Source organism: Acidocella sp. (assembly GCF_013044125.1).
Taxonomy (GTDB): Bacteria; Pseudomonadota; Alphaproteobacteria; order Acetobacterales; family Acetobacteraceae; genus Acidocella.
The window spans coordinates 1-23,767 of the sequence record NZ_JABEVC010000189.1; the positions used below are offsets into that span (position 1 = coordinate 1).

A 23,767-nucleotide genomic window follows, 5' to 3' on the forward strand; every position below is an offset into this window, starting at 1 on the left:
CCCGGACCGGAGCTGAAACCAGCCGAAGGGAGTCACAATGCCGTTATATGAAACCGTGATCATTGCACGGAGCGAAATCACGCAGGCACAGGCCGACGCTGTTGCCGACGCCGTGACCGCCCAGCTCGAAACCGATGGCGGCGCTGTTAAAAAGCGCGAATACTGGGGCCTTCGTGGCCTTGCCTACCGGATCAAGAAAAACCGCAAGGGCCATTACATCCTGCTCGGGCTCGATGCGCCCTCCCCCGCCGTGAAGGAGCTGGAACGCCAGCTGACCCTGAACGAGGACGTGCTGCGCTTCATGACCGTGCGCATCGAGGAAATCACCGAGGAACCCTCCGTGATTCTGTCGCGCAAGTCCGACGACCGTGAACGCGGCTTCCGTGGGCCCAAGCCCGCCGGACGCTTTGAGACCGGCCGTAAGCGCGGCTTCGATGAAGGCCGCGAGGAGTTCCGCGCGCGTGACGAGTTCCGCGCCGACCGTGACGATTACGGCGCTGAGGAGGAAATCTGATGTCTGAAGCAACCACCCCCGATGCCGGCCTGCGCCGCCCCGCTGTTGGCGCCCGCAAGCCCTTCTTCCGCCGGAAGAAATCCTGCCCGTTCTCTGGCGCCGGCGCGCCGGTGATCGACTATAAAGACGTGCGGCTGCTTTCGCGGTTCCTTTCCGAGCGCGGCAAGATCGTGCCCTCGCGCATTACCGCGGTGTCCGGCAAGAAGCAGCGTGAACTGGCCAAAGCCATCAAGCGCGCCCGCTTCCTTGCCCTTCTCCCCTATGTTCTGAGCTAAGAGGAGCAAGAAACATGGCACAAGTAGAACTGATCCTGCTCCAGCGCGTCGAAAAACTCGGCCAGATGGGCGAAATCGTCAAGGTCAAACCCGGCTATGCGCGCAACTTCCTGCTGCCGCAGTCCAAGGCCGTGCGCGCGACCAAAGCCAACCGTGAGCGCTTTGAGCGTGAGCGCGCCCAGCTTGAGGCGCAGAACATCAAACGCCGCGACGAGGCCGAGCGTGTGGCCGAGCGCGTGCAGGGCCTGAGCATCACCCTGATCCGTCAGGCCTCCGATGCCGGCGCGCTGTATGGCTCCGTCTCCAGCCGTGACATCTCCGACGCTTGCACCGCCGCCGGTCTCGGGATCGAACGCGCGCAGGTGCTGCTGGTTCACCCCATCAAGTCGCTCGGGATTTCCGCAGTGCGCGTTGCACTGCACCCGGAAGTCTCCATCGACGTGAAGGTGAATGTGGCCCGCTCCGTCGAGGAAGCCGAGAAGCAGGCGCGCGGCGAGACGATCGCCGCCGAACCGGACGAAAAGCCGGAACTCGGCCCGCTGTTTGGCGAGGAAGACACCGCCGCGTAAGCCTCATCCGCTTGCATGGCTCCCAAATACGGCTCCCGTGGCAACGCGGGGGCCGTTTTTATGCCGCGAGCGCCGATTGTTAATTTTCTTTGTAAAATTAACCCGAATCAATGTACAAATTGCTCGTTGTGCTACATCTTTTTTTCTGCATCTTGCTTCCCAGTGCCCCGAATCGAGGGTTCGAGGCATCAAAACACCGTCCCTCACGGGACATGAGCGTTTTGTTTTCAGTGGCCTGCTTGTCCCTTCCGCCCGCTGCAAGACGCAGCAGACTTCAGGGGCAGGACACTAGAGGCTGATTGGTTTAAGTGCGATCAGGCTCTAGCCATTTTTCTGAGGGCGCTTCACGCTTTCGGCTCGCTTGGTTGAGCGAGCCTCAAATGATCGCGCTCTAGCTGACCGTTAACCGTAACGGAGAAGGGTGTGACCTTGCTGTTCAAAAAGCTGTTGGATCGTATTCTCGCTAACGCCATCCGCCAGGGCCGGTTCCGGGTCATCTGGCCGGACGGATCGGAAAGTCTCTACGGGGATGGCAAAAACCCCGCCGCGGGTATTAAAATCATGAGTGCCGCCACACTGCGCCGGTTGGTTCTCAACCCCGGGCTCGCCATGGGCGAAGGTTATATGGATGAGAGCATCATCCCCCTGGACGGCACGATCCACGACGTTCTGGCGCTGCTGCTCGATAACCTGGCCCGCCACCCGATGCCCATACTCAACTGGAACGAGCGGATCAGCCGGTTGTTGCGCCCCATCTCGCAGGCCAATAACGCGCGCCGCGCCAGGCGCAACGTGGCGCACCATTATGACCTCAACGGCCGGCTGTATTCGCTCTTCCTGGACCGCGACCGGCAATATTCCTGCGCCTATTTCGCGCGGGGCGACGAGACGCTGGAGGAAGCCCAGGCCGCGAAAAAGCGCCACATCGCGGCCAAACTGCTGCTCAACCGCCCTGGCCTCACGGTGCTGGACATCGGCTGCGGCTGGGGCGGCATGGCGCTCACCCTGGCGCGCGACTTCGGCGCCCGCGTCACCGGCATCACCCTCTCGGAAGAGCAACTGGCCGAGGCCCGCGCCCGCGCCGCCGCCGCCGGGCTTGATGAGCGCGTGAAATTCGAGCTGATGGATTACCGGGACATGAACCAGGCGTTTGACCGGATCGTCTCCGTGGGCATGTTCGAACATGTCGGCATCCCGAATTTTCGTAATTTTTTTGACACTATCAGGCGTTGCCTGAAGCCTGACGGCGTGGCGCTGCTGCATTCCATCGGCCGGTTTGCGGGGCCAGGGGCCACCAACCGCTGGATCTCCAAATATATATTTCCCGGCGGCTACTCCCCGGCCCTCTCCGAGGCGCTGGCCCCGTTGGAGAAATCCGGCCTCATCAGCACCGATATCGAGATCCTGCGCCTGCATTACGCGCAGACCATCGCCCATTGGCGGAGCCGTTTCGCCGCCAACCGCCATACCATCGCGGCACTCTATGATGAGCGCTTCTGCCGGATGTTCGAGTTCTACCTTTCCGGCTCGGAACTGTCGTTCCGGCTGTCGGACCACATGAACTTTCAGATCCAGATCGCGCATAACCACGCCGCAGTGCCGCTGACACGCGACTACATGCTGGAGAAGGAGCGCCAAATCGCGCTGCCCAGAGCGGCCGAATAGACTTAAAGCCGTAGTGCGCTAAGCTGGCGGCATGCAACTCCCCTGGCAAAAACCGAAGATCCCCGTGCTCGCCCTGCGCGGCATCATTGCGCCGCGTCCCGGCGCCATCAATCTGGAGGCCTACACCGCGCCCATTGAGCGCGCCTTCGTGCTGGCGAAAAGGAGCAAGAACCTGGTCCTGGCCATCGAGAGCCCCGGTGGCTCGGCGGTGCAGTCGGACCTGATCGGCCAGTTCCTGCTACGCCGCGCGAAGGAAACCGGTGTTGCCATCACCGCCGTCATCGGCGATGTGGGGGCCTCAGGCGGCTATTGGCTGGCCTGCGCGGGTGCCAAGATCTATGCCAACCGGCTCTCCATCGTCGGGTCCATCGGCGTTGTCACCGGCGGGTTCGGGCTAGACCAGTTCATCGCCCGCCACGGCATCGAACGCCGCATTTTCACCGCCGGGGAGCATAAGCGCCGGCTGGACATGTTCGCGCCCCTGCGCGCGGAGGACGAAGCCTTCACCCGCGAATTGCTGGATGACGCGCACGGCATGTTCAAATCCTGGGTGAGCGCGCAGCGTGGCGCGCGGCTGACCGCCGAGCAGGGCAAGATATTCGACGGCGGGTACATGCTGGGCGAACGGGCGCTCAGCCTTGGCCTCATCGACGGTTTCGGCGATGTCGATACCATCGTGAAACAGCTCGGCGGCAAGAATGCCAAGCCGCTTTGGGTGCGGCCCAAACCGCCGCGCGGCATTATGCGATTCATCACCCGCGGCGCCGTGGAAGCCGCGCTGGAGGCCGCCGAGGAGCGGCTTTCCGGCCCAAGGCTGCGATGAGCCTGAGCACGCGCCGCGCACAGCCCGAGGATGCCGCGCTGCTGCTTGCCATGTCGCGGGCCTTCCATGATGAGGACGGCTCGCCCCTGGACGCGGCGGCAACGGCGACGATTGCCCATGTCGCCGCCGGAGAGCCACTGGCGCCGGCCTATTTGCTGGAGGAAAACGGCGCCGCCATCGGCTTCTTCATCCTCACGCTGGGCTACAGTGTGGAGAACGGCGGAACGGATGGTTTCATCGACGACATCTATCTCATTCCCGCGGCGCGCGGCCGGGGGCTGGGCCAAAAAGCCGTCGGCCTGGCCATCGAGCAGGCGAAGGCTATCGGCATCCGCGTGCTGCTGCTCGAAGTGGAGGCGCAGAACGCCCGCGCCTATCATCTCTACCGCAAGATGGGATTTGCCGACACGAAACGCCGCCTGCTGCGCAGAATTCTGGTGGACGGCAACTGAGCGCTACCTGGGCGGCTTCGCCGCAAGATGCGCCAGAAACACCGAGAGAAGAATCATCGCGCCGCCGAGCAATTCGATCCAGCTCAGCGGCTCCGCCAGCAACGCCGCCCCGCCGAGCAGGCTGACCAGAGGCAGGAGATAGAGGAACCATCCGGCGCGCTGTGCGCCCAGAACGGCGCTGCCCGCGTTCCAGAAAAGCATCGCCGCCACCGCATTGCCGCCGATAAACGCGAAAGTGACCAGCCCTTGCGCCAGGCTCATGCTCGCAACCATGCCAGGGATTTTGGGCGCGCCGAACAGCAGCATCGGCAAGGCGCCGAATGACACCGTGACGGCGGTTGTGGGCAATGCGCCGCGGCGGTTGATGAGGGGGGTTACCAGCACGCAATACAGCGACCACAGAACGGCGCCGGTTAGCACCAGGATGATCCCGCGCGGTGTTCCCAAAGCAGGCCCCGTGCCGTGCGCCAGCAGCAGGACGCCGAACAGGCCGATGATTACCGAAAAAACTGTCAGCGGCGTTGGCGCCTTGCGCAGCGCGATGGAGGCAAAAACCAAAATCAGCAATGGCTCGCTCGCATCCAGCAACCCGGTGAGCCCGGCTGAGACCGTTTGCTGCCCGATCGCCGCTGGAAAATTATAGCCGGTGATGCCGATGACGCCACAAACCGCGCCCGAAAGCCAGTCCCGGCTGGTCCAGCTACGGGTCAGCAGCAAAGCGGGTGACAGCACAACAGCGGCAGTGCCGTAGCACAACCCCATGAAGGCGACCGGGGGAAGCCCACCATCGCCGGTTCCAACCATGTCGCGCGTGGCGATGGGCGAAAACCCCCAAAGGAGAACGGAGACCAGAGTCATGCCCAAGGCGGCGCCGATGCTGGGCATACGCCCTTCCAGTTGTTGCAGCCGTTCTATGACCTGGGCAGCCCGCACCAGCCGTACTCCTGCTTCACGGTTGAAAATCTGGCATCGCACATGATTGCCCGAAACCAGGTGCGGCCGGTGGGAGGGGGCGGCAGCCAGCGAGGATTGCTAGAGACTGATCGCTTTAAGTGCGATCAGGCTCTAGCCGTTTTTCTGAGGGCGATTCACGCTTTCGGCTCGCTCGGTTGAGCGAACCTCAAACGATCGCGCTCTAGCTGCCGGTGGGGATTAAAACACCAGGCCGGCTTCCAGCAGCCCGCTCAGCTGGAAGGAATCATTGTGCTGAGTCCCGTAGCCGTATTTGGGCAGGCCGTAAGCGCTGGTGCGGTTCAGCAGCAGCGCACCGACATCCGCGCGCAGGAAGAGGTCTTTCTTCTGCCAGGTCGGCGTGACGGAGATCGCCTCGCCCGTCGCGTTCGGGCCATAGAACCAGTAGGTGCCGTTCGTGGCATCGGCCACGCCCTCATGCTGGTCAAAATACTCAACCCAGGCGCCGACCGAATAGGGCGAGGTGCCGAAGCTGTAATCAGCGAAGACCGCGCCTACGATGTTGGACATTCCCTTCTGAATCCCAAGCGTGGCATCGGCCTTGGCATATTCATACTGCAGTTCTGGCACCAGGTTCAGGTGACCTGCCGTGTAGCTGTAATAGGCGCCGACCATCTGCGAGTTCTCAAATTCCGGCGCCGCGCCGACATAGCTGTTGTTATAAGCCAGCGAGCCATTGCCGTAGGTGTTGGCGTGCAAACCGGTTCTGCCCAGATTGCCGCCGTAATAAACATTAACGCTGTTGTTGGTGTTGAAGGTGTAACCTGCCACCGCCTGCAGCGAATTGAACACGCCGGTGTCGTAGCCGTCGCCGAAGAACACGGAGGCGCTCACCGGCCCCGAGGCGTAGTTCGCGATCACGCCGCGGCCTTGTCCGCTTTCCACATAGGCGATCTGCGAGAGGAAGATATTCGCGTTGTTGAATTCCTGCCCTGCTTCATATCCCTCCAGCCCAGTGACCTGGCCAACCGAGAGCGTGACTGGCGAACCGGTTGGCGCCAGGGTGACGTAAGCGCCATAAAGCGGCCCGGTGGAGAAGCTCTGAATCGAGGATGGGGTCTGACCCAGGCCCAGATACATGTAATTCTCCGAGCCGACCTCGATGGTGGCCTGGAGCACGCCGGTGTTCTTTTGCAACTCGATTACGCCGTTCAGAAACTGCATGCCAACCGATTTTGGCCCCGCATTGTTGGTCGCAGGCGCGCCGATGCCGCCGGTGTCAGCGTAGCGCTGCGTTCCGGAAAAAAAATAGGCCATGCCATCGGCCGCGCCTGATAATTCCAGCGGCCCCAGCGGTCCACCATCAATCTGAATGGCGGTTGGGCCGCTCATCGCCTTCGCCGTGGGCGCGCAAGCCGCGATGGCGATGGCCGAAACAGTGAGGCAAAGAATTTTTTGCCGAATATTCATTTTGTTCTCCAATAAACGTTAAAGTCTCAACATACCTGTTAAACTCAGATGCATTGCCGTATTTGCGATCTGATTTATTTGTTCCCGACGCAGTCTCGCAGTCCGGATCGTCAGGAATTCCAGCGCTCGATCTCAACACCCGTTGATGCCGCATCAACGAATACATCGAGCTTCTCCACGCGTACCCGGACGTTCAACACCCGGGCATCATCCAGACATGTTCGCGCCAAACGCTCGGCAAGCGTTTCAACCAGCTGAACATGCCCTGATTTCACAATTTCACGTGCGCGCACCACGATTGCTTCGTAATCGACCACGCGGGCCAGATCATCAGGCCCGGCCATGCAGTGCGAGCGATGCGCGCCGCCATCATCCGCCACGGCGAGATCCAAATTGATGCGGATGCGCTGAAGCGACTGATGCTCATGCGCGTAAACGCCGATCGAGGCGTCGAGCACCAGGTCTCTGACAAACATGCGCCGGAAAAGCCGCGACTCTCTGATGGGGCTGGTCTGGTTCATGCTGGCGAGCCATGCGCGCATCGTTTCGAGACAATGTCATATGCGGGAGTGATGAATGCCATCTAGAATTCGATCAGCCGGTTGGTGCGCAGATAATCCAGTATCGCGCGCGCTTTTTCGGCCGCGCTGCCCTCGCGCACGAGCGCGCCACCCTTGCTTTCGGTGGCGATGGCGCCCAGTAGCCGCGCATGGCCTTGGCGGGTTTCCGGCGGCTTGAGCTTCTGGGGTTTCTTGACCGCGGGTTCGCTCTGCCAGGGGCTGACCGGCAGTGGCGCGGCAACCAGCGCCGGCGCGCTCAGCAGACGCCCGGCGCGCAGGCGTGCATACACATAGCGCGGGGCGCGCGGGGCCAGCGGGTGCAGCGCGATGACAGCCGGGAGGCTGACGCGCACGACCCGGCGCTGGCCCTTGGGCAGAAACTGCACAATCTCCACAATATCCCCCAGCAGGGTGATCTCCAACGCCGCGCTCACCACCGGCATGTTCAGGGCCTTCGCCAGCCGGTAGGGGAGCGTGCCGCTGCCCTGCCCCGCCTCGGCGCGCTGGCCGCACAAGATGAGATCATAACCGGCAACACGCGCCGCCAGCGGCGCCAGCGCATCAGCCCCGGCCGGCAGGGGCAGCACCTCGACGCTGGCGGCGCCATAGGCCAGGTAATCATGCAGCGCGGGGGCGGCATCGCCCGCATGCAGCACGCTGACCTCCGGCGCGAGGGCCAGCGCGGCATCGAGCGCCAGCACATCGTTGCGCGCGGCGCGCGGCGCACCGCTGGCCGGGTTGCGCCCCACGGAGACCAGGGCGGCGATTTTGAGTTGAGGGAACATCATACGCTCTCCCGCGCGGTATCAGGCAAGTTGCGCTGCGCCAGCTCGGCCAGCAGCGCCGACATCACCTCCTGGGCATCGCCGACGACGCTCAGATCCGCGCGTTTGGTGATCGGCGCGCTGGCGTCGCTGTTGATGGCGATGACATGGCGGCAGGCTTTGATCCCCTGCAGATGTTGCACCGCGCCCGAGATGCCGACGGCAAGGTAGGTGCTGGCGCTCACGGTCTTGCCGGTGGCGCCGATCTGCTTGTCGCGGGTGAATTTGCCTTCGTCCACCGCCACGCGGCTGGCGCCCACGGCGGCGCCGAAGGCGGCGGCCACGGCCTCCAGCGTTGGAATATCGGCCACGCCGTTGCCCGCGGCGACGATGAAATCCGCCTCCTCCAGCGCCAAGGCGGAGGCGGCGATTTCGCGCAGGCCGCGGTTCTGATAACGGCCCGGCGGCGCCTGGGCGGCGGGTGGCGCCACGGTTTCACCCGCGCCGGAAAACGGCAGGCTGGTTTCGGCCACATCAGGGGCGATCAGCACCACCAGGGGCATAAGCCCGCGCGCCAGCGCGGCGCCGCCCTGCCAGTACATCGCCACCGCGCCGGGCTTGAGCTCCACCACATGGGTGGCAACCTCCGCCCCCAAATGAATGGCAAGGCGGCGGCCGAGATCGCCATCGCCGATTTCGTTATCAGGCATGAACACATGCGCGGGGGCGTAGCGGGTGACGAATTCGCACAGCCAGGCGAGTTCCTGCTCCGGCGCAAAGCCCAGCTCATCGGCACCGGGCAGCACCGCCACCAGATCGGCGCCATACGCGCGCAGATCTTCATTCAAACTCCCGAACACCAGCACAACGACCGCCTGTTGCGGGCTTGCCAGCAATGCGGCGGCGGCGATGGCCTGGTGGGCGTGCGCATCGAGCATGCCGCGCTGGCTGTGCGCCGCGACCAGCAGATACCCGGCGGGATCCCCCTTCAGGCGCAGCGGTTTGGGCGCGGGCTTGTACGCGGGCGCGGCCAGCAGCGAGGCATCAAACCCGCCGGTGGCGCCAAGGATGATCCGGCGCAGACCGGCCGGGCTCAGCACGAAGGGACGGCGGGGGTCGAGACGTTTGCGCTCCTGATTCATGCCTGGCCCTCCAGCGCGGCGGCAAGCAGCTCCGCCACATCGATAACTTCCGGCCTGGGGCCGACGACGCCTTCCAGCATCGCGGTGCATCCGGGGCAGGCCACCGCCACCAGCCCGGCGCCGGTGGCCCGGGCGTCGGCGATGCGGATATCGGGGATGCGTTGAGTGCCGGGGATGTCAGTCAACGGCGCGCCGCCACCGCCGCCGCAACAGCGGCCGCGCAGGCCCGAGCGTTCCATCTCGGTCAGGCGCACGCCGATCTGGCGCAACAGGGCGCGGGGTGCTTCGGTCTCGCCATTGTAGCGGCCGAGATAGCAGGGGTCATGATAGGTGATGGCGCGCGTCTCGCTTGTTGCGCTCAGCTTCAGCTGCCCGCTGCTGGCCAGCCCGGCCAGAAAGACGGTGTGATGCAGCACGGTAAAGTGCCCGCCCAGGGCTGGGTATTCGTTCTTGAGGCTGTGGAACACATGCGGATCAGCGGTGAGAATCCGCCCGAAGGTCAGGGTAGACAAAGTGGCGATCAACCGCGCGGCCTGCGCCTGGAAGGTTGCCTCATCGCCCAGGCGGCGCGCGGTGTCGCCGGTGTCTACCTCCAGCGCGCCGAGGATCGCGAAATCCACCGAGGCCGCCTGCAGGAGCTTCACTAACGCGCGCAGGCTGCGCTGGTAGCGCATGTCAAACGCTCCCTCACCCGCCACCAGCAGCACATCAACCGATTCACCCGGCCTGATCTGGCGGACGTTGAGATCCACCGCCCAATGGTAGCGGGCGGCATTGTCATAGCCGCCTTGCGTTGCGGTTTCGCGAAGGTTGCCCAGCATCTCCGCCCCCTTGCCCGGCAGCGCGCCGCGCGCGAGGGTCTGGAAACGCCGCAGGTCGATGATGGCGTCGACATGTTCGATCTGCATCGGGCACTCCTCCACGCAGGCGCGGCAGGTGGTGCAGGACCAGAGGGTTTCCGGCGCGAGCAGCGCGGGGAGTATCGGCTCCTCCGGGGCGCCGGAATGGCCGCCCAGGGTGATGCCGGGATAGGAGCTGCCGGCAAACGCCGCGTCGCTGCCGCCGGAGAAACCCAGCACCATGTCCTGAATGAATTTTTTCGGGTTCAGCGGCTGGCCCGCGGCAAAGGCCGGGCAGGCGGCCTCGCATTTGCCGCATTGTACGCAGGCATCAAAGCCGAGAAGCTGGTTCCAGCGGAAATCCGTTGGCTTTTCCACGCCCAGCACCGGGGCTGCGAGGTCCAGCGGGCGCAGCGCGGTGGAGCGCATGGCGAAACGCTCGGCGCGGGGATGAAAGGCCAGATGCAGCACGCCCGCCACCGCATGTTTCATCGGTCCGCCGGTGCCGATGCCCAGCACCAGCTCCGCCGTGCCGGCCAGCAGCGCCAGCATGATGAGCGCCGCGAAAAAACCTGAAAGCAAGGCGGAGGGCAGCAGCGCCAGGGCCAGCAGCCCGAGCGCGAAGGCGGCCAGCGTGTAGGGCAAACGGTTCCAGGGCCCGGCCGAGAGGCGCGGCAGCGGGGCGCGGCGGCGCTGCCAGACCAGATAGCTGCCGCCAAGCATCACCGCGGCCGCCAGCACGATCGCGCCGTTCAGCAACGGCCAATAGAGCATCAGCCCGTAGTTGAGGGCCACCAGCGCCACCGCCGCCACGGCGCCACCAGCCACCAGCATGTGCGTGCGCGCAATATACGGGTCGCGCGCCACCACATGGTGCACATCAACCAGATAACGCCGGGGCACGGTGAGCAGCTGCGCCCAATTAAACGGCGCCGCCGCCCCCGCCCGCCACAGCCGCGCGCGCCGCATTGTGCCGAAAGCCAGCGCCGCCACGGCCAGCCAGAAGAGAAGCGTCACCAGATGATCCAGGCTGTGCATGCTCAGAAATCCTTGCACAGCCGCAGCGCATCATAGATCGCGCCATGGATGTTGTGCGGGGAGATGCAGTCGCCCACACGGAAAAGCAGGAAGCGCCCGCCGCCCAGCGGCTGCGACAAAGAGGGCTGCGGCGCCGCGGCGAACAGCGTTTCCATATCCGTCTGGCCGCGGTTGAGGGATTTGTCCTTCAACGCCCAATAGAGCTGGTCGTTGGGCAGGATGCCGTTCTCGATCACCACCTGATCGACAACGCGCTCCTCCTGCACCTCGGTATATTCGTTGCGCAGCACGGCGACCAGCCTGCCGTCCTCGCGGTAGACCTCATCTAACCAGACGTTTGGCGTCATCACCACATCCAGCGCATAAAGGCGGCGGTAGAAGATGGGGAATGTGGTGCCGCCGACATCATCGGCGATTTTCACATCCGGCGTCGCGATCTCGACGCGGCTGCCGCGCGTGGCCAAAAAGTCCGCCACGCCGGCGCCGGCGTGGGTGCTCATCGAATCATACACCAGCACGTTTTGCGCCGGGGCGACGCGGCCTGAGAGAATATCCCACGCGCTGACCGAGAGGCCTGAGGCAGCGCCCCAGCCCGCGACCTGGCCCATATGGCTGGCACCGCCCGTGGCCAGAACCACGATGTCCGGATTTTCCGCCAGGATCATCGCGTCAGTGGCGTCCACACCCAGGCGGCGCTCCACGCCGAGGCGGGTTGTCTCCATATCGAACCAGCGGATGATGCCCGCCATCTGCTCGCGCTGCGGCGCTTTCGCGGCGAGATTGACCTGCCCGCCGACAGTGGATTCGCGCTCGAAGAGCACCACATCATGCCCGCGCAACCGCGCCACGCGCGCCGCCTCCAACCCGCCGGGGCCGCCACCGACCACCACGACCTTGCGCTTCGGCCCGCCAGATTTGGCGATGACATGCGGCATGGTTGCTTCACGCGAAGTGGCGGCGTTTTGCACGCACAGCACGTCCAGCCCGTTGTATTGCCGGTCGATGCAGTAATTCGCGCCGACGCATTGCTTGATTTCATCCTCGCGCCCTTCGCGGATTTTCATCGCCATATGCGGGTCGGCGATCTGCGCGCGGGTCATGCCGACGAGGTCGATCATGCCGCTCTCCAGCAGGCGCTCGGCCTGGCCGGCGTCCCGTATGCTCTGCGCGTGCATCACCGGAATGTTCACCACCGCCTTGATGCCCGCCGCCAGATGCACGAAAGGCTCGGGGGGCAGCGCCATCGGCGGCATGCAGTTGGCCAGGGTGTTGTGCGTATCAGCCCCGGAGCCGACCACGCTGAGGAAATCGATCAACCCGCTCGATGCCATTTCATGCGCGATTTCCTTCAAAGTTTCATGATCCAGGCCATCGTGGTGGAACTCATCGCCGCACATGCGCAGGCCCACAGCGAAATCCGCCCCCACCTCGGCGCGGACCGCGCTCAGCACCTCACGGCCAAAGCGCATGCGGTTTTGCAGGCTGCCGCCAAAATCATCGGTTCGGAAATTGGTGCGCGGGCTCCAGAACTGATCGATCAGATGTTGATGGGCGGCGGAGATTTCAATTCCATCCATGCCCGCCGCCTTCACGCGCCGGGCGGCGGCGGCAAAATCCTTGATGATGCGGTTGATTTCCTCCAGTTCGATGATTTTCGCGTTGCCGCGATGCACCGGCTCGCGCACGCCGGAAGGCGTCATCAGATGCGGCCAATGCTCTCCATGAAAAGCCGAGCGGCGGCCCATATGCGTCGCCTGAATCATGATCTTCGCGCCGTGCTGATGCATGGCGCCGGCGAGGCGGGCCAAGGGCTCGATGATCTGGTCGTTGGAGAGGTTGACTGATTTCCACCAGCCTTGGGGACTATCAATCGACACCGGGCTGGACCCGCCGCAGATGGCCAGACCAAGGCCGCCCTTGGCCTTCTCCTCATAATAACGGATGTAGCGATCTCCGGGCAGACCGCCCGGTTCGGCATAAACCTCCGCATGCGCCGTGCTGACGATGCGGTTGCGCAGGGTCAGTTTGTTCAACACAAAAGGCGAAAGAAGGTTTGGGTAACGCATGAAAAATCCTCAGAAAATATCAGGGCGCGACCGGCGAGACGGTGAAGATGCAGTATTCATGCCCTTCGGCCGCGCACTGGCTCTCTATGCTTTTTGTTTTGACCGGGGAGGCCGGGTTCATCTGCTGGGAGACAAAATCCATGGCGCCGGCGAACCAGCCCTCAAACATGTAACAAAGCCGCCCGTGCGCCTGGGGCTGTTGCAACACGAAAGAGGAGTTACGCAGCGAAATCCGTGCCTGGCCGGTGGCGGCATCGGCGGAGATGAAATCAAACAGCCCCCAGCCGCGCTGGGAGAGACGCTTGAGATAATGCTCAAACACCGCGAGACCAGAGAGCCCATGCGTCTGCGCCTCTTTCTCGCACCAGAAATAGGCTGAGCGGTAGCCCGCGGGGTAGAGAATTTCGCTGTAGCGCGCGCGACCCAGCGCTTCCTCCACCGCAACGTGATTATTGGTGAAAAAATGCCGCGGCACATAGAGCATCGGCAAGCCGTCGGTGGTCCAAACGCCGGTTTTCTCGTCTACATCAATTGGCAAAAGCGGATTCATGAATGGCTCCCGGATGAATGAAAATGCTTAAGCGCCCCAGACCTGCCCGAAGACGCGCTGCCAGTTGCCACCCATGATCTTGCGGATACGCGCCTCGCCCCAGCCTGCACGGGTCATCGCCTCGGTCAGATTGGGGAATTCACCGATCGTGCGGATGCCGTCAGGGTTGACGATTTTGCCGAAATTGGTGAGGCGGCGGTGGCGCCCTTTATCATGCGTCAGCCACTCAAAGAAATCATGCCCATAGCCCTGAGTGAAATCCGTGCCGATACCGACTGTATCCTCGCCAACAATGTTGATGACGTAGTCAATCGCCTCGATGTAGTCATCCACCGTTGCCTCGATTCCGCGCTTGAGAAACGGAGCAAACATCGTGACGCCAACGAAGCCGCCATGATCAGCGATGAACCGCAACTGCTCGTCAGACTTATTGCGCGGATGCTGCTTCAGCCCCGAGGGCAGGCAGTGTGAATAGCAGACCGGCATCTTGGATTCGAGAATTGTCTCCTCAGAGGTTTTGGCGCCGACATGGGAAAGGTCGATCATGATGCCGGTGCGGTTCAACTCGGCCACCGCCTCGCGGCCAAAATCGGAGAGGCCGCCGTCGCGTTCGTAGCAGCCAGTGCCTACAAGATTCTGCGTGTTATAACAAAGTTGGATTACCCGCACGCCCATGTCGGCGAAGGCCTCGATGTAGCCGAGATGATCCTCGATCGCGTGGGCGTTCTGGAAGCCCAGGATAATGCCTGTCTTGCCCTCGGCCTTGGCGCGGGTGATGTCGGCGGTGCCGCGCACCAGCATCAACAGATCGGCATTGTCGCGAATCATTTTCTTCATCTCTGCGATGTTGCGTACCGTAGCCTGGAAGCCCTCCCACACCGAGACGGTGCAGTTGGCGGCCGTCAACCCGCCTTTGCGCATATCCTCAAAAACCTCACGCCCCCATTTGGCGATGATCAAACCGTCGATGACAATAGAGTCTTGATGCAGGGATTTCATATTTATCTCTTAGCGAATATTGGTTGTTGGCTAATCTGTCCGTTTTCGTCACGCGCAACTTTACTGAAAGCGACATTTCCAGCAAAATTCACGACGCATGCTATTTCATGCTCCGGTGATGGCGGATTTATGGCTCTCGCGGCTGGGCGCGTAACCGAAATAGCGCGCATAGGCAGCGGAAAAATAGGCGGCGGAGGAAAAACCACACAGCGAGGCGACGTCGGTAATGCGCAAATCAGTCTGCTGCAACAGATGCTGGGCGCGCTTGAGACGCAATTCCTGTGCAAAATGCGCCAGCGTGGTGCCCATGTGGCGCTTGAAGAAGCGCTGCAACTGGCGGGGCGAGACATTCAGCCGCTCGGCAATTTCTGAGGCCGGGAGATCATTGGCGAGATTTGCCTCGATCAGCGCCACCGCCTGCGCCAGAAGCGGATGGCTGGAGCTGGCGCGGTCATGCGCGGCCAGGGGCTGGCGCTCGCCACTCATACGCATGCGCTCGTGAATGAACGCGGCGGAGACTTCCTCGGCGAAGGAACGGCCCAGCCGCGCATGGATCAGGCTCAGCATCATATCAAGAGGAGCGATGCCGCCGGTGCAGGTAATCCGGTCACGGTCGACCACGAAAAGATCGGGAACAAACTCTGTGTTTGAAAATTCTTCGCGGCTGGCTGGAAGATTTTCCCAATGGATAGCACATCGGTAGCCCTCCAGCAGCCCTGCCTCGGCAAGCGCGAAAGCCCCGGTACAGAGCGCGCCAAGCAACCGGCCGTGGCGGGCCTGGCGGCGCAACATGTCCAGCATTGGTTTTTTCACCGCCGCGCGCACATGCACGCCGCCGCAGACGAACAGAACATCAGGCGGTAGCGCGGCACCAAGGCGCATGCAGGGCGACAAAGCGAGGCCGTTGCTGGCGGTTGAGGGCACGCCATCCATCGTCAGCAACTGCCAGGAATAAACCTCGCGCCCGGCAACGCGGTTTGCCATGCGGCATGCCTCGATGGCGTTGGTGACCGCGATCATCGAATAGTCAGGAAGCGTGAAGAATCCAAACCGGGAAAGTGACGCCAGATCCATGTCCTAACGTTCGACCACCAGATCGCTCAGCGGTTTGGAACAGCAGAGCAGGATCATACCCTGGTCAATCTCGCGCTGGCGGATGCCGCCCTGATGCGACATTTCAACCTTGCCCGAAAGTAGCCGGGATTTACATGTGCCGCACAACCCCTTGGCGCAGGATGACGGCAGGCGCATACCCTCGGCGCGGGCCGCATCCAGCACCGTGCTTTGTGCAGGGCAAGCAACCGCGCGCTGGCTCTTGGTAAACGTGACCTCGTATGAATCGCCGCCGGCCAACACCGGCGCCGCCTCCTGCTCTAGCGCGGCGAAATCAAAACTCTCCTCATGGTAATTGGACATATTGAAATCGAGCTGTTCCAGCAATGCCTTCACCGCGCGCATATAGGGTGGCGGACCGCACACAAATATCTCACGCTCGGTATAGTCCGCCACGGCCACGTTCAGCATCCCTGCACTGATGCGCCCGCGCAACCCGCCCCAACTATGGAATTTTGCATCAGCCTCGCAGACTGGAATAAATTTGAAGTTCTGCGAGTGAACCTCCATCAACTCCAACTCACGACGGAAGATGATGTCCGCCGGGGTGCGTGCATGATGCATGAAGACGATATCGCTCTCGCCGGCGAGATCAAACTGCGCACGCGCCATCGACATCATCGGCGTGATGCCCGAGCCGCCCGAAAGCAGCAAGTATTTTTTAGCCGGATTGCGCGTGTAGCTGAAGCTGCCCAATGCACCTGTAGCGTTCACCTCCTGGCCGGGAGACATATTATCATGCAGCCAGTTGGAAACCGGGCCGCCCGGCACGCGCTTGACCGTGATGCTGATCACATGCGGGCGCGTGGGCGAGGAGGCGATGGTGTAACAACGGTTGACCACCGCATCGCCTATGACGAAATCAAACGTGATGAACTGCCCTGGTTGAAAATGAAACAATACCGGGCGCTTAGGCGCAAAGATAAAGGTTTTGACATCATGCGTTTCCTCGCGCACACCGATGCAGACCAGCGTATTGTCATCCGACCCGTCCCAAAACGACAAGGCTATATCTGCATCATTGTTAAAGATATGCTCGGCTCTCATGCGGGAAGGTGTGCCTTGAGCCGGGCAATATACCAGGCTGCGAATTGTTCAACCTGCCCTTCCGTCTGGTGGGAATACGGCCCCTGCACATAGCCGGGACTCTGCGCGCCGAGCTGGCTCAGTCCGACCAAGCGGCTGTCCTGCACGTTGGTTTCGCGCCACACGCGGGTAAGATTCTCCATGTCGTAATCCACGCCTTCCACCGCGTCCTTGTGCACCAGCCATTTGGTTTTCACCAGGGTCTGGTTAGCGCTCAGCGGAAACACCGCGAAAGAGACGATGTGATCGCTCATCAGATGATGCCATGAGTTCGGCTGGGTGTGAATTGAGAGATCGCCAAGCCGCGGCTCTGTGAAATTGCCCAGCAGTTTCTTGGAGGCGATTTTAGTATCCAGGGTCTGAGATTCGCCCGCCTTATCCATCGTCATGCGCCCGACGCGAAAGCCCGAAACCTCGCCCAGGCGCTGGTTATTCTCAACGGAGGGCAGGCCCGCGGCCTCCCACGCCGCCAGATCCTTCTCAACCATATCCTCATAATGGCGCCGCAGCGCTTGGCGGGAAGGTTCATGTTCGGTTGCATCAAAGCCGAAGCCGAACTCATAGATCGATTGCGTCAGTTCGGGATGATTGGCTGAGCAATGGTAGCACTCACGGTTGTTCTCCACGGCAAGCTTCCAGTTGCCTGGCTCGATCAGATCACTCTCATGCACCACCTTGCAATTGGCAATGTCATGCGGGGCCACGTAGGGACCGACGGTTTTCGCGAATTCCTCAAAATCTTCCGGCGGGTTTTCCGCCAGGCAGATGAACAGCAACCCCTCGACCGAACGCAGGTGAACCTTGCGCAACCCGCTGCAACTGGCGTCGAAATCCTCCGGCATATATTGCGCATGCAGCAACGCACCATCGAGCCCGTAGGTCCAGGAATGATAAGGGCAGACCAGCCGCCCCACGCTGGTTTTCTCATCGGCCACCAGAGCCGCACCGCGGTGCCGGCAGATATTATGCATCGCGTGAATGTTGTTGTCATCATCACGCACGATCAGGATGGAGGCATCGCCGATCTTGACGTTCATGACATCGCCCGGCTCGGGCACATCCGGCTCCAGCCCCACGAAAATCCAGTGCCGCCCGAAGATCATATCCATATCGGCCCTGAAAATATCGGGGTCGGTATAGAAAGGCGCCTCCAGCATGTGATACGGGCGGCGGTTCTGTACCAGATATTTGAGCTTCGACATCGCGACGTCTGACATTTTATCAGCCTTCTGCTTGAGGTTTTATGAACGGCAGCATGCGATGCCCGGCCGCGCGCGTCTTTAGATTTTAGGCCGAATTCTTTCTGTTTTCCGACAAAATTGACGGAAAATCAGTTAAAAAACCCGCGACCCGGCGCACCCGACCAACTGCTGGTCCAACAGCCCCGGCGGCACGGGCGGAATTTTGTCAGAATTTGGCAAAGGCCCTGCGCTGGCCCTGATGTTTGAAGGCGGGCAGCCATGCGCCGCTTTGAACTGCCGGGAGAAATGCGCACCATCCGAAAAGCCCGAATCCAGCGCGATTTCAGTGACCGAGCGGCTGGTATTCGTGAGCAGCCAGCGCGCATAGCGCAGCCGCAACACCCGGTAGAAGGTCGAGGGGCGGGTTGAGAGTTCGGTCTGAAACAGGCGTTCGAGCTGGCGCGTGGAAAGCGAGAGCGTGGCGGCGATGCTGCTGATTTGCAGCGGATTTGAGAGATGCTGCTCCATGAGAAGCAGCGCGCGGCGGATGCGCACATTTACCGTGGCCTCGGCAATCGGCGGGTGCGGCTGCACGGAACTGATCGTGCGCACCCGGTCAAGCAGGAGCACATGATGCGGCTTCTGCGCGGTGCTCTGGCCGACATGGCGCTCAATCAACCATGCCGCGAGATCCGCCGCCGCCGCGCCGCCGGCGCAGGTGATGCGGTTGCCGTCAACCTCAAACAGCCGATCCGCTGAAACCTTCTGGTCTGGAAACTCCTCGCAAAAATCCTGATAATGCAACCAGCTGACGCAGCTGCTCCGGTTTTTCATCAGCCCGATTCGATTCAGAATGAAACTTCCCGTGCAAATGCCGATCAGATTGACATGCAGCTTCGCCGCCTGGTGCAGATAGGCCACTGTTTCCTCGTCGGTCTCCTGCCCGTTGTGCAGCGTGCCGCCGATCACCGCGATATAATCGAACTCCTTGGGATTCCTGAAGGCGCTGGTGCGGTTCACCTGCACGCCGCAGCTGGAGCGGATCGTCTCGGAACGGCTGGCCATTACCGCCCAGTTGCAGCCGATCGGGCGCGAGCGATCGGCCTCGTCAGCACTCAGGCGCAGCGTGTCGACAAAAAGCGAAAGCGCCGAGAGCGTGAAATTAGGCGCGAGAATAATGCCTATCGAAAGTGGTTTGCGCCTCGCAGGCTCATGTTTCTGTCTTTGCTGGCCGAAATCAGCTTCGGCGTCCTTCTGCGTTCCGGCATCGTTTACGTAATCTCTCGTATATAACACGGCTTTTCTCCATAATTTGAAGTGCCTGTGTGCCCCACCCCATCAACATTCCACAAAGTTCAGGGCAAGCCCGCCTTGCGATGTTTCTTTATATTTTGTCATCATATCTTGGCCCGTCTGTCGCATAGTGTCAACCACATGGTCGAGAGAAACACGGTGTGTGCCATCGCCGCGCCGCGCCAGGGACGCAGCGCTGATCGCCTTGCCGGCACCGAACGCGTTGCGCTCGATGCAGGGAATCTGCACCAGGCCGCCGATCGGGTCGCAGGTCATGCCGAGGTGATGTTCCATGGCTATTTCTGCAGCGTTTTCAATCTGTTCGTTGCTGCTGCCTAGGGCTTCGGCCAGCCCGGCGGCGGCCATGGAAGCGGCGACGCCGACCTCTCCCTGGCAGCCCACCTCGGCGCCGGAGATGGAGGCGTTGGTTTTGAACAGACCGCCGATGGCGGTGGCCACCAGCAGGAAGCGGCGCATGGTATCGCGTGTCGCACCTGGACAAAATTCGCGGTAATAGCGCAGCACCGCGGGCACCACGCCGGCCGCGCCGTTGGTTGGCGCCGTCACCACACGTCCGCCGGCGGCGTTCTCCTCATTCACCGCCATGGCGAACAGGCTAACCCAATCCATGATCGCATGCGGCGCCAGGTTATTCAGCCCGGCATCGGCCTCCAGCTTTTCCCGCAGCCCGGCGGCGCGGCGGCGCACCTTGAGCGAGCCGGGCAATATCCCCTGCCCGTGCATCCCGCGGTCAATCGTCTCCATCATCACATCGATGATGCGATCAAGATAATTTATCACCTCCGCATGCGGGCGCAGGGCGGTTTCGTTCGCGAGAACCATGTCGGCAATGGGCAGGCCGCTCGATTTTCCCAGCCGCAGCAGCGCCGCGCCGGAGTTGAACGGATAGGGCACCGCCTGCGTCCCTTGCGCGGGGGCATCCGGGGCATCCTCGGGGAGCACGAAACCGCCGCCCACGGAGCACCAGCGCTGCGCCAGCAACAAGGCGCCATCAGCGGCATAGGCGCTGAAGCTGAGTGTGTTGGGGTGGCGAGGCGTGGGGGAATGGCGATCAAAGATGATGTCTTGTGCAGGAACAAAAGCAAGCTCATGGGTTCTGCCAAGGCGCAGCCGGCCCGCGGCCGTGGCCGAGATAATCAGCGCCTCGCCGTGCGCCGGGTCGATCTCCTCCGGGAGTTCACCCGCCAGCCCCAGGATAACCGCCTTGCCGCTGCCGTGGCCCTCGCCCGTCCAGGCCAGGGAGCCGAGCAGCTCGGTCCGCACGCGCGCCGTGACATCGAGCAGGCCGCTCTCACGCAATGCCTCGGTGAAATTGCGCGCCGCGCGCATCGGCCCCATCGTGTGCGACGAGGAGGGGCCAATGCCGATCTTGAAAAGCTCGAAAACGCTGATCATGAGGTCTCAGCTCCCACGATCACGAGCAACTCCCACAGATACGGCACGAAGGAACGCCAGACCTCGATGTGGAACTGCTCTGCCCCGGTGCGCCAGAGCACGATCTCGGCCTTGGCGAACACGGTGCGGGTGCACATGCCCACGGGGAAGCTTGCGAGATCAAGGTCCAGCGGGCAACCGGCGTTGAGGCGTTGCGCCGCGCGCGGGCCGGAGAGGCTAAGGCCGGTCTGGCGATGGCTGATCTCGACCAGGGAGAACACCTGCCCCGCAAGCTCGGCGCGCAGCGCGGCTTCAACCGCCGCGGCGCGTTCCGGCGCGGTGAGCAGCAGCCATTCGCCCGGCCCAAGCCAGAGAGCGGCGGCGATTTCCGACTGAGCAGCGCGGCAGGGCTCCAGCGGCAGGCTCAGCCCCAGCGCGCCGAGCGGTGGCGGCGCGGCGTTTGCCGCCAGACGCAAGGAGAACCGGCCCATCGGCCCCTGCGCCAGCAAATGCGGGTCCGCCACCGTTTTAACCGCGGCCAGCGGATGCAGGCGCGCCATTGTTTCAGCCATCTAGCTTGATCCCTTCAGCATCGTAGAAAACCGGTCCGGTGATGGTCACACGGATGACCCGGCCAGGCATCGGCACATACAGCGTCTCGCCAATGCGGGCGCGGCCGTTTTTAACCAGGGCGAGCGCCATGGAGCGATTGAGTGTGGCGCTCCAATAGGAGGAGGTGACATGGCCCAGCATCGTCATCGGCGGCGGCTGCGCCGGGTCGGCGACCAGTTGCGCGCCTTCCTCCAGCACAACCTGCGGGTCGTCCGTGAGCAGGCCTACCAGTTGTTTGCGCTGCACGCCTTCGCCCATGCCCGCGCGGGCCAGAGCGCGCTTGCCGACGAAATCAGGCTTTGCCTTGCCAATGGCCCAGCTCAAACCGGCATCGTCTGGGGTTACCGTGCCGTCGGTCTCCTGGCCGACGATGATGTAGCCCTTTTCGGCACGCAGCACATGCATGGTCTCCGTGCCGTAGGCCACCAGCCCGGCCGGCTGGCCGGCGGCGAAGATCGCCTCCCACACGGCGCGGCCGTAATCAGCGGGGACGTTGATCTCAAAGCCCAGCTCGCCAGTGAAGCTGACACGGAACAACCGGGCGGGCACCCCGGCGACGCGGCATTCCACCACGCTCATATGCGGCATCGCCGCGTGTGAAATATCCGCGCCTTCGACGAAGGGGGCGAGAATCTCGCGCGCCTTGGGCCCCTGCAAGGCGATCACCGCCCATTGCTCGGTGGTCGAGGTCAGCCAAACCTTCAACTCGGGGAATTCGGTCTGGCGGTAATCCTCCATCATGGTGAGCACCCGCGCGGCGCCGCCGGTCGTGGTGGTGACATGAAAGCATTCATCGCTCATCCGGCCGATCACCCCGTCGTCGAGGATGAAGCCATCCTCGCGCAGCAGCAGGCCGTAGCGCAGCCGCCCGGGCTTGAGCTTGCTCCAGGCGTTCACATACATGCGGTTGAGAAACTCCGCCGCATCGGGGCCCGCCACTTCGATTTTGCCCAGCGTCGAGGCGTCGAAAATCCCGGCGGCGGCGCGCACCGCGCGGCACTCGCGCGCCACGGCCTGGTGCATGTCCTCACCCGGCAGCGGAAAATAACGGGCGCGCTTCCACAGGCTCACATCCTCAAACACCGCGCCCTGCGCCTCGGCCCAATGGTGCACGGGGGTGCGGCGCACGGTGTCGAACAGATCGCCGCGCGCATAGCCCGCGAACACGCCGAAGGTGGTGGGGGTGTAGGGCATGCGGAAGGTGGTGGTGCCGATCTGCGCGATCGGGCGGGCCAGAACATCGGTCGCGATGCCAAGTGCGTTCATGTTCGAGATCTTGCCCTGGTCGGTCGCCATGCCGGTGGTAGTGTAGCGCTTGATGTGCTCGATCGAGCGCAGACCCTCGCTGATGGCGAGCTTGATGTCCTTGGCGGTCGAATCATTCTGGAAATCGACGAAGGCGCGCACCGAGGCAGGATTTTTGCCGTGCGGCAACGCACCCGCAAAGCCGCCGCCGGTCGCGGGGGCATGAGTGGTGGCAAAGCCGCGCGCGGGCACCAGCGCGCCGCCCGCCGCCCGGGCCGCGCTGGCGCCCTTGGCGAAACCATCGGCCAGAACCTCGCTGAGCAGCGAAACGCCACGGCACGCACCCGCGACCCAGCAATCCTCCGCCGGGGTGCCGGGCACAAAGGCACCCAGGGCATCGTCATAAACCAGCTTGCCCCGGCTCTGCGAGAACAGATGCACGCTGGGCGTAAACCCGCCCGACATCAGCAGCAGATCGCAGCTCACCCGCTCGGACGCGCCAACCGTGCCATCCGCCGCGAGCGGCGCGAGGTCTGCCCCGCTGACGCGCAGCCGCCCGCTGGTGCCGGTGATGGTGCAGCCCGCGCGCACCGGCAGACCGGCCTTGCGCGCCAGATCCACCCAGCCGCCCTGCGGATTAGCCCGCACATCGGCGATGGCGGCGATGCCAACCCCGGCCTGATAGAGCACCAGCGCGGCGCGGTAGGCGCTGTCATGCGCGGTGACGATGACGGCCCGCTGGCCGGGTTTCACGCCGTAGCGGCTGGCATATATCTGCGCCGCGCCGGCCAGCATGATGCCGGGGCGGTCGTTATCGGGGAACACGAGCGGCCGTTCAATCTCGCCTGCCGCCAGCACCACCTGCTTGGCGCGCACCTGCCAGAGCCGCTCGCGCGGCTCGCCGGCGGCGCCGGGCAGATGGTCGGTGAGGCGCTCCACCAGCCCCAGCATGTTATGCGGGAAATAGCCGAAGGCGGTGGTGCGGACCAATATCTGCAACGAGCCCGCCGCCCGCAGCTGCGCGATGGCCTCGCTCAGCCAACGCGCCGCCGGGGCGCCGTCAATCGTGGCGTCCGTCTCGCTGAGCAGGGAGCCGCCAAGTTCGTTCTGTTCATCGCAGAGGATCACCCGCTGCCCGCCCTGCACCGCCGCCAGCGCCGCCGCCAGCCCAGCGGGGCCAGCGCCGACAATCAGAAAATCGAAA

At 63.1% G+C, this 23,767-nt stretch carries 22 protein-coding genes; 6 read left to right on the forward strand and 16 right to left on the reverse strand.

The genetic code is table 11. The annotated features are described in order from the left end of the window. The first annotated feature begins 37 nt into the window (after window positions 1–37). From rpsF to HKL97_RS11395, 6 genes are all read left to right on the forward strand, one after another. A complete protein-coding gene (gene rpsF / locus HKL97_RS11370; RefSeq protein WP_291425396.1) occupies window positions 38–514 on the forward strand; it encodes a 30S ribosomal protein S6 in 477 nt (158 codons plus the stop codon). After that, window positions 514–789 (forward strand): 30S ribosomal protein S18, encoded by a 276-nt coding sequence (rpsR, locus tag HKL97_RS11375; protein ID WP_291425397.1) that lies wholly within the window; start codon window positions 514–516, stop codon window positions 787–789. The genes rpsF and rpsR overlap by 1 nt, the downstream gene beginning before the upstream one ends. Before the next feature lie 14 nt (window positions 790–803). Beyond that, the gene (gene rplI / locus HKL97_RS11380; RefSeq protein WP_291425399.1) at window positions 804–1,358 is read left to right on the forward strand and encodes a 50S ribosomal protein L9; all 555 of its coding nucleotides are present in this window, start codon (window positions 804–806) and stop codon (window positions 1,356–1,358) included. 423 nt (window positions 1,359–1,781) lie between these two features. Beyond that, window positions 1,782–3,023 carry a cyclopropane-fatty-acyl-phospholipid synthase family protein gene (locus HKL97_RS11385; RefSeq protein WP_363238801.1) on the forward strand — a complete coding sequence of 414 codons (1,242 nt, stop codon included), beginning with the start codon at window positions 1,782–1,784 and terminating at the stop codon, window positions 3,021–3,023. 31 nt (window positions 3,024–3,054) lie between these two features. Next, complete coding sequence (locus HKL97_RS11390) at window positions 3,055–3,846, forward strand: S49 family peptidase (protein WP_291425401.1); 792 nt, start codon at window positions 3,055–3,057, stop codon at window positions 3,844–3,846. Beyond that, the gene (locus HKL97_RS11395) at window positions 3,843–4,298 is read left to right on the forward strand and encodes a GNAT family N-acetyltransferase (RefSeq protein ID WP_291425403.1); all 456 of its coding nucleotides are present in this window, start codon (window positions 3,843–3,845) and stop codon (window positions 4,296–4,298) included. The genes HKL97_RS11390 and HKL97_RS11395 overlap by 4 nt, the downstream gene beginning before the upstream one ends. Before the next feature lie 3 nt (window positions 4,299–4,301). Here the strand turns inward: HKL97_RS11395 and HKL97_RS11400 are convergent, their stop codons facing one another. The 16 genes from HKL97_RS11400 to HKL97_RS11475 all read right to left on the reverse strand — a co-directional run. Beyond that, a complete protein-coding gene (locus HKL97_RS11400) occupies window positions 4,302–5,231 on the reverse strand; it encodes a DMT family transporter (protein ID WP_291425406.1) in 930 nt (309 codons plus the stop codon). A 219-nt stretch (window positions 5,232–5,450) separates the two neighbouring features. Continuing rightward, window positions 5,451–6,680, reverse strand: a complete 1,230-nt coding sequence (locus HKL97_RS11405) for a hypothetical protein (protein WP_291425408.1) — start codon at window positions 6,678–6,680, stop codon at window positions 5,451–5,453. A 110-nt stretch (window positions 6,681–6,790) separates the two neighbouring features. Then, entirely contained in the window at window positions 6,791–7,201 is a 411-nt protein-coding gene (gene folB / locus HKL97_RS11410; protein WP_291425410.1) for a dihydroneopterin aldolase, read from the reverse strand. A 62-nt stretch (window positions 7,202–7,263) separates the two neighbouring features. Beyond that, window positions 7,264–8,028, reverse strand: coding sequence for a hypothetical protein (locus HKL97_RS11415; protein WP_291425411.1), 765 nt, complete (start codon window positions 8,026–8,028; stop codon window positions 7,264–7,266). Continuing rightward, entirely contained in the window at window positions 8,025–9,146 is a 1,122-nt protein-coding gene (locus HKL97_RS11420; RefSeq protein ID WP_291425413.1) for an electron transfer flavoprotein subunit alpha/FixB family protein, read from the reverse strand. Before HKL97_RS11420 ends, HKL97_RS11415 begins: the two co-directional genes overlap by 4 nt. Next, window positions 9,143–11,023 carry a (Fe-S)-binding protein gene (locus HKL97_RS11425; RefSeq protein WP_291425415.1) on the reverse strand — a complete coding sequence of 627 codons (1,881 nt, stop codon included), beginning with the start codon at window positions 11,021–11,023 and terminating at the stop codon, window positions 9,143–9,145. The genes HKL97_RS11420 and HKL97_RS11425 overlap by 4 nt, the downstream gene beginning before the upstream one ends. 2 nt (window positions 11,024–11,025) lie before the next feature. Then, window positions 11,026–13,089, reverse strand: coding sequence for an NADH:flavin oxidoreductase (locus HKL97_RS11430; RefSeq protein WP_291425418.1), 2,064 nt, complete (start codon window positions 13,087–13,089; stop codon window positions 11,026–11,028). Window positions 13,090–13,108: 19 nt separating this feature from the next. Continuing rightward, on the reverse strand, window positions 13,109–13,639 hold the full coding sequence (locus tag HKL97_RS11435; protein ID WP_291425419.1) for a DUF5943 domain-containing protein: 531 nt from the start codon (window positions 13,637–13,639) through the stop codon (window positions 13,109–13,111). A 27-nt stretch (window positions 13,640–13,666) separates the two neighbouring features. Beyond that, entirely contained in the window at window positions 13,667–14,644 is a 978-nt protein-coding gene (locus tag HKL97_RS11440; protein ID WP_363238807.1) for a dipeptidase, read from the reverse strand. 99 nt (window positions 14,645–14,743) lie between these two features. Further along, complete coding sequence (locus tag HKL97_RS11445) at window positions 14,744–15,712, reverse strand: GlxA family transcriptional regulator (protein ID WP_291425424.1); 969 nt, start codon at window positions 15,710–15,712, stop codon at window positions 14,744–14,746. A 3-nt stretch (window positions 15,713–15,715) separates the two neighbouring features. After that, window positions 15,716–16,756 (reverse strand): hybrid-cluster NAD(P)-dependent oxidoreductase, encoded by a 1,041-nt coding sequence (locus HKL97_RS11450; protein WP_291425426.1) that lies wholly within the window; start codon window positions 16,754–16,756, stop codon window positions 15,716–15,718. 38 nt (window positions 16,757–16,794) lie between these two features. Continuing rightward, complete coding sequence (locus HKL97_RS11455; RefSeq protein ID WP_291425428.1) at window positions 16,795–18,054, reverse strand: aromatic ring-hydroxylating dioxygenase subunit alpha; 1,260 nt, start codon at window positions 18,052–18,054, stop codon at window positions 16,795–16,797. Window positions 18,055–18,171: 117 nt separating this feature from the next. After that, window positions 18,172–19,314 carry a GlxA family transcriptional regulator gene (locus HKL97_RS11460; RefSeq protein ID WP_291425430.1) on the reverse strand — a complete coding sequence of 381 codons (1,143 nt, stop codon included), beginning with the start codon at window positions 19,312–19,314 and terminating at the stop codon, window positions 18,172–18,174. A 42-nt stretch (window positions 19,315–19,356) separates the two neighbouring features. Further along, on the reverse strand, window positions 19,357–20,727 hold the full coding sequence (locus HKL97_RS11465; protein ID WP_291425432.1) for an L-serine ammonia-lyase: 1,371 nt from the start codon (window positions 20,725–20,727) through the stop codon (window positions 19,357–19,359). After that, window positions 20,724–21,278, reverse strand: coding sequence for a sarcosine oxidase subunit gamma (locus HKL97_RS11470; RefSeq protein ID WP_291425434.1), 555 nt, complete (start codon window positions 21,276–21,278; stop codon window positions 20,724–20,726). The genes HKL97_RS11465 and HKL97_RS11470 overlap by 4 nt, the downstream gene beginning before the upstream one ends. Further along, window positions 21,271–23,767: sarcosine oxidase subunit alpha family protein (locus HKL97_RS11475; protein WP_291425436.1), on the reverse strand; the 2,497-nt coding region annotated here is incomplete at its 5' end. The genes HKL97_RS11475 and HKL97_RS11470, both read right to left, overlap by 8 nt.

What these genes read in the sequence shown, in the direction of transcription:
- HKL97_RS11420 (WP_291425413.1), bottom strand. Translation starts at nt 9,146, where the DNA reads ATGAATCAGGAGCGCAAACGTCTCGACCCCCGCCGTCCCTTCGTGCTG.
- HKL97_RS11395 (WP_291425403.1), top strand. Translation starts at nt 3,843, where the DNA reads ATGAGCCTGAGCACGCGCCGCGCACAGCCCGAGGATGCCGCGCTGCTG.
- HKL97_RS11445 (WP_291425424.1), bottom strand. Translation starts at nt 15,712, where the DNA reads ATGGATCTGGCGTCACTTTCCCGGTTTGGATTCTTCACGCTTCCTGAC.
- HKL97_RS11430 (WP_291425418.1), bottom strand. Translation starts at nt 13,089, where the DNA reads ATGCGTTACCCAAACCTTCTTTCGCCTTTTGTGTTGAACAAACTGACC.
- HKL97_RS11390 (WP_291425401.1), top strand. Translation starts at nt 3,055, where the DNA reads ATGCAACTCCCCTGGCAAAAACCGAAGATCCCCGTGCTCGCCCTGCGC.
- folB (WP_291425410.1), bottom strand. Translation starts at nt 7,201, where the DNA reads ATGAACCAGACCAGCCCCATCAGAGAGTCGCGGCTTTTCCGGCGCATG.
- HKL97_RS11425 (WP_291425415.1), bottom strand. Translation starts at nt 11,023, where the DNA reads ATGCACAGCCTGGATCATCTGGTGACGCTTCTCTTCTGGCTGGCCGTG.
- HKL97_RS11455 (WP_291425428.1), bottom strand. Translation starts at nt 18,054, where the DNA reads ATGTCAGACGTCGCGATGTCGAAGCTCAAATATCTGGTACAGAACCGC.
- rpsR (WP_291425397.1), top strand. Translation starts at nt 514, where the DNA reads ATGTCTGAAGCAACCACCCCCGATGCCGGCCTGCGCCGCCCCGCTGTT.
- HKL97_RS11415 (WP_291425411.1), bottom strand. Translation starts at nt 8,028, where the DNA reads ATGATGTTCCCTCAACTCAAAATCGCCGCCCTGGTCTCCGTGGGGCGC.
- HKL97_RS11435 (WP_291425419.1), bottom strand. Translation starts at nt 13,639, where the DNA reads ATGAATCCGCTTTTGCCAATTGATGTAGACGAGAAAACCGGCGTTTGG.
- rplI (WP_291425399.1), top strand. Translation starts at nt 804, where the DNA reads ATGGCACAAGTAGAACTGATCCTGCTCCAGCGCGTCGAAAAACTCGGC.
- HKL97_RS11470 (WP_291425434.1), bottom strand. Translation starts at nt 21,278, where the DNA reads ATGGCTGAAACAATGGCGCGCCTGCATCCGCTGGCCGCGGTTAAAACG.
- HKL97_RS11465 (WP_291425432.1), bottom strand. Translation starts at nt 20,727, where the DNA reads ATGATCAGCGTTTTCGAGCTTTTCAAGATCGGCATTGGCCCCTCCTCG.
- rpsF (WP_291425396.1), top strand. Translation starts at nt 38, where the DNA reads ATGCCGTTATATGAAACCGTGATCATTGCACGGAGCGAAATCACGCAG.
- HKL97_RS11405 (WP_291425408.1), bottom strand. Translation starts at nt 6,680, where the DNA reads ATGAATATTCGGCAAAAAATTCTTTGCCTCACTGTTTCGGCCATCGCC.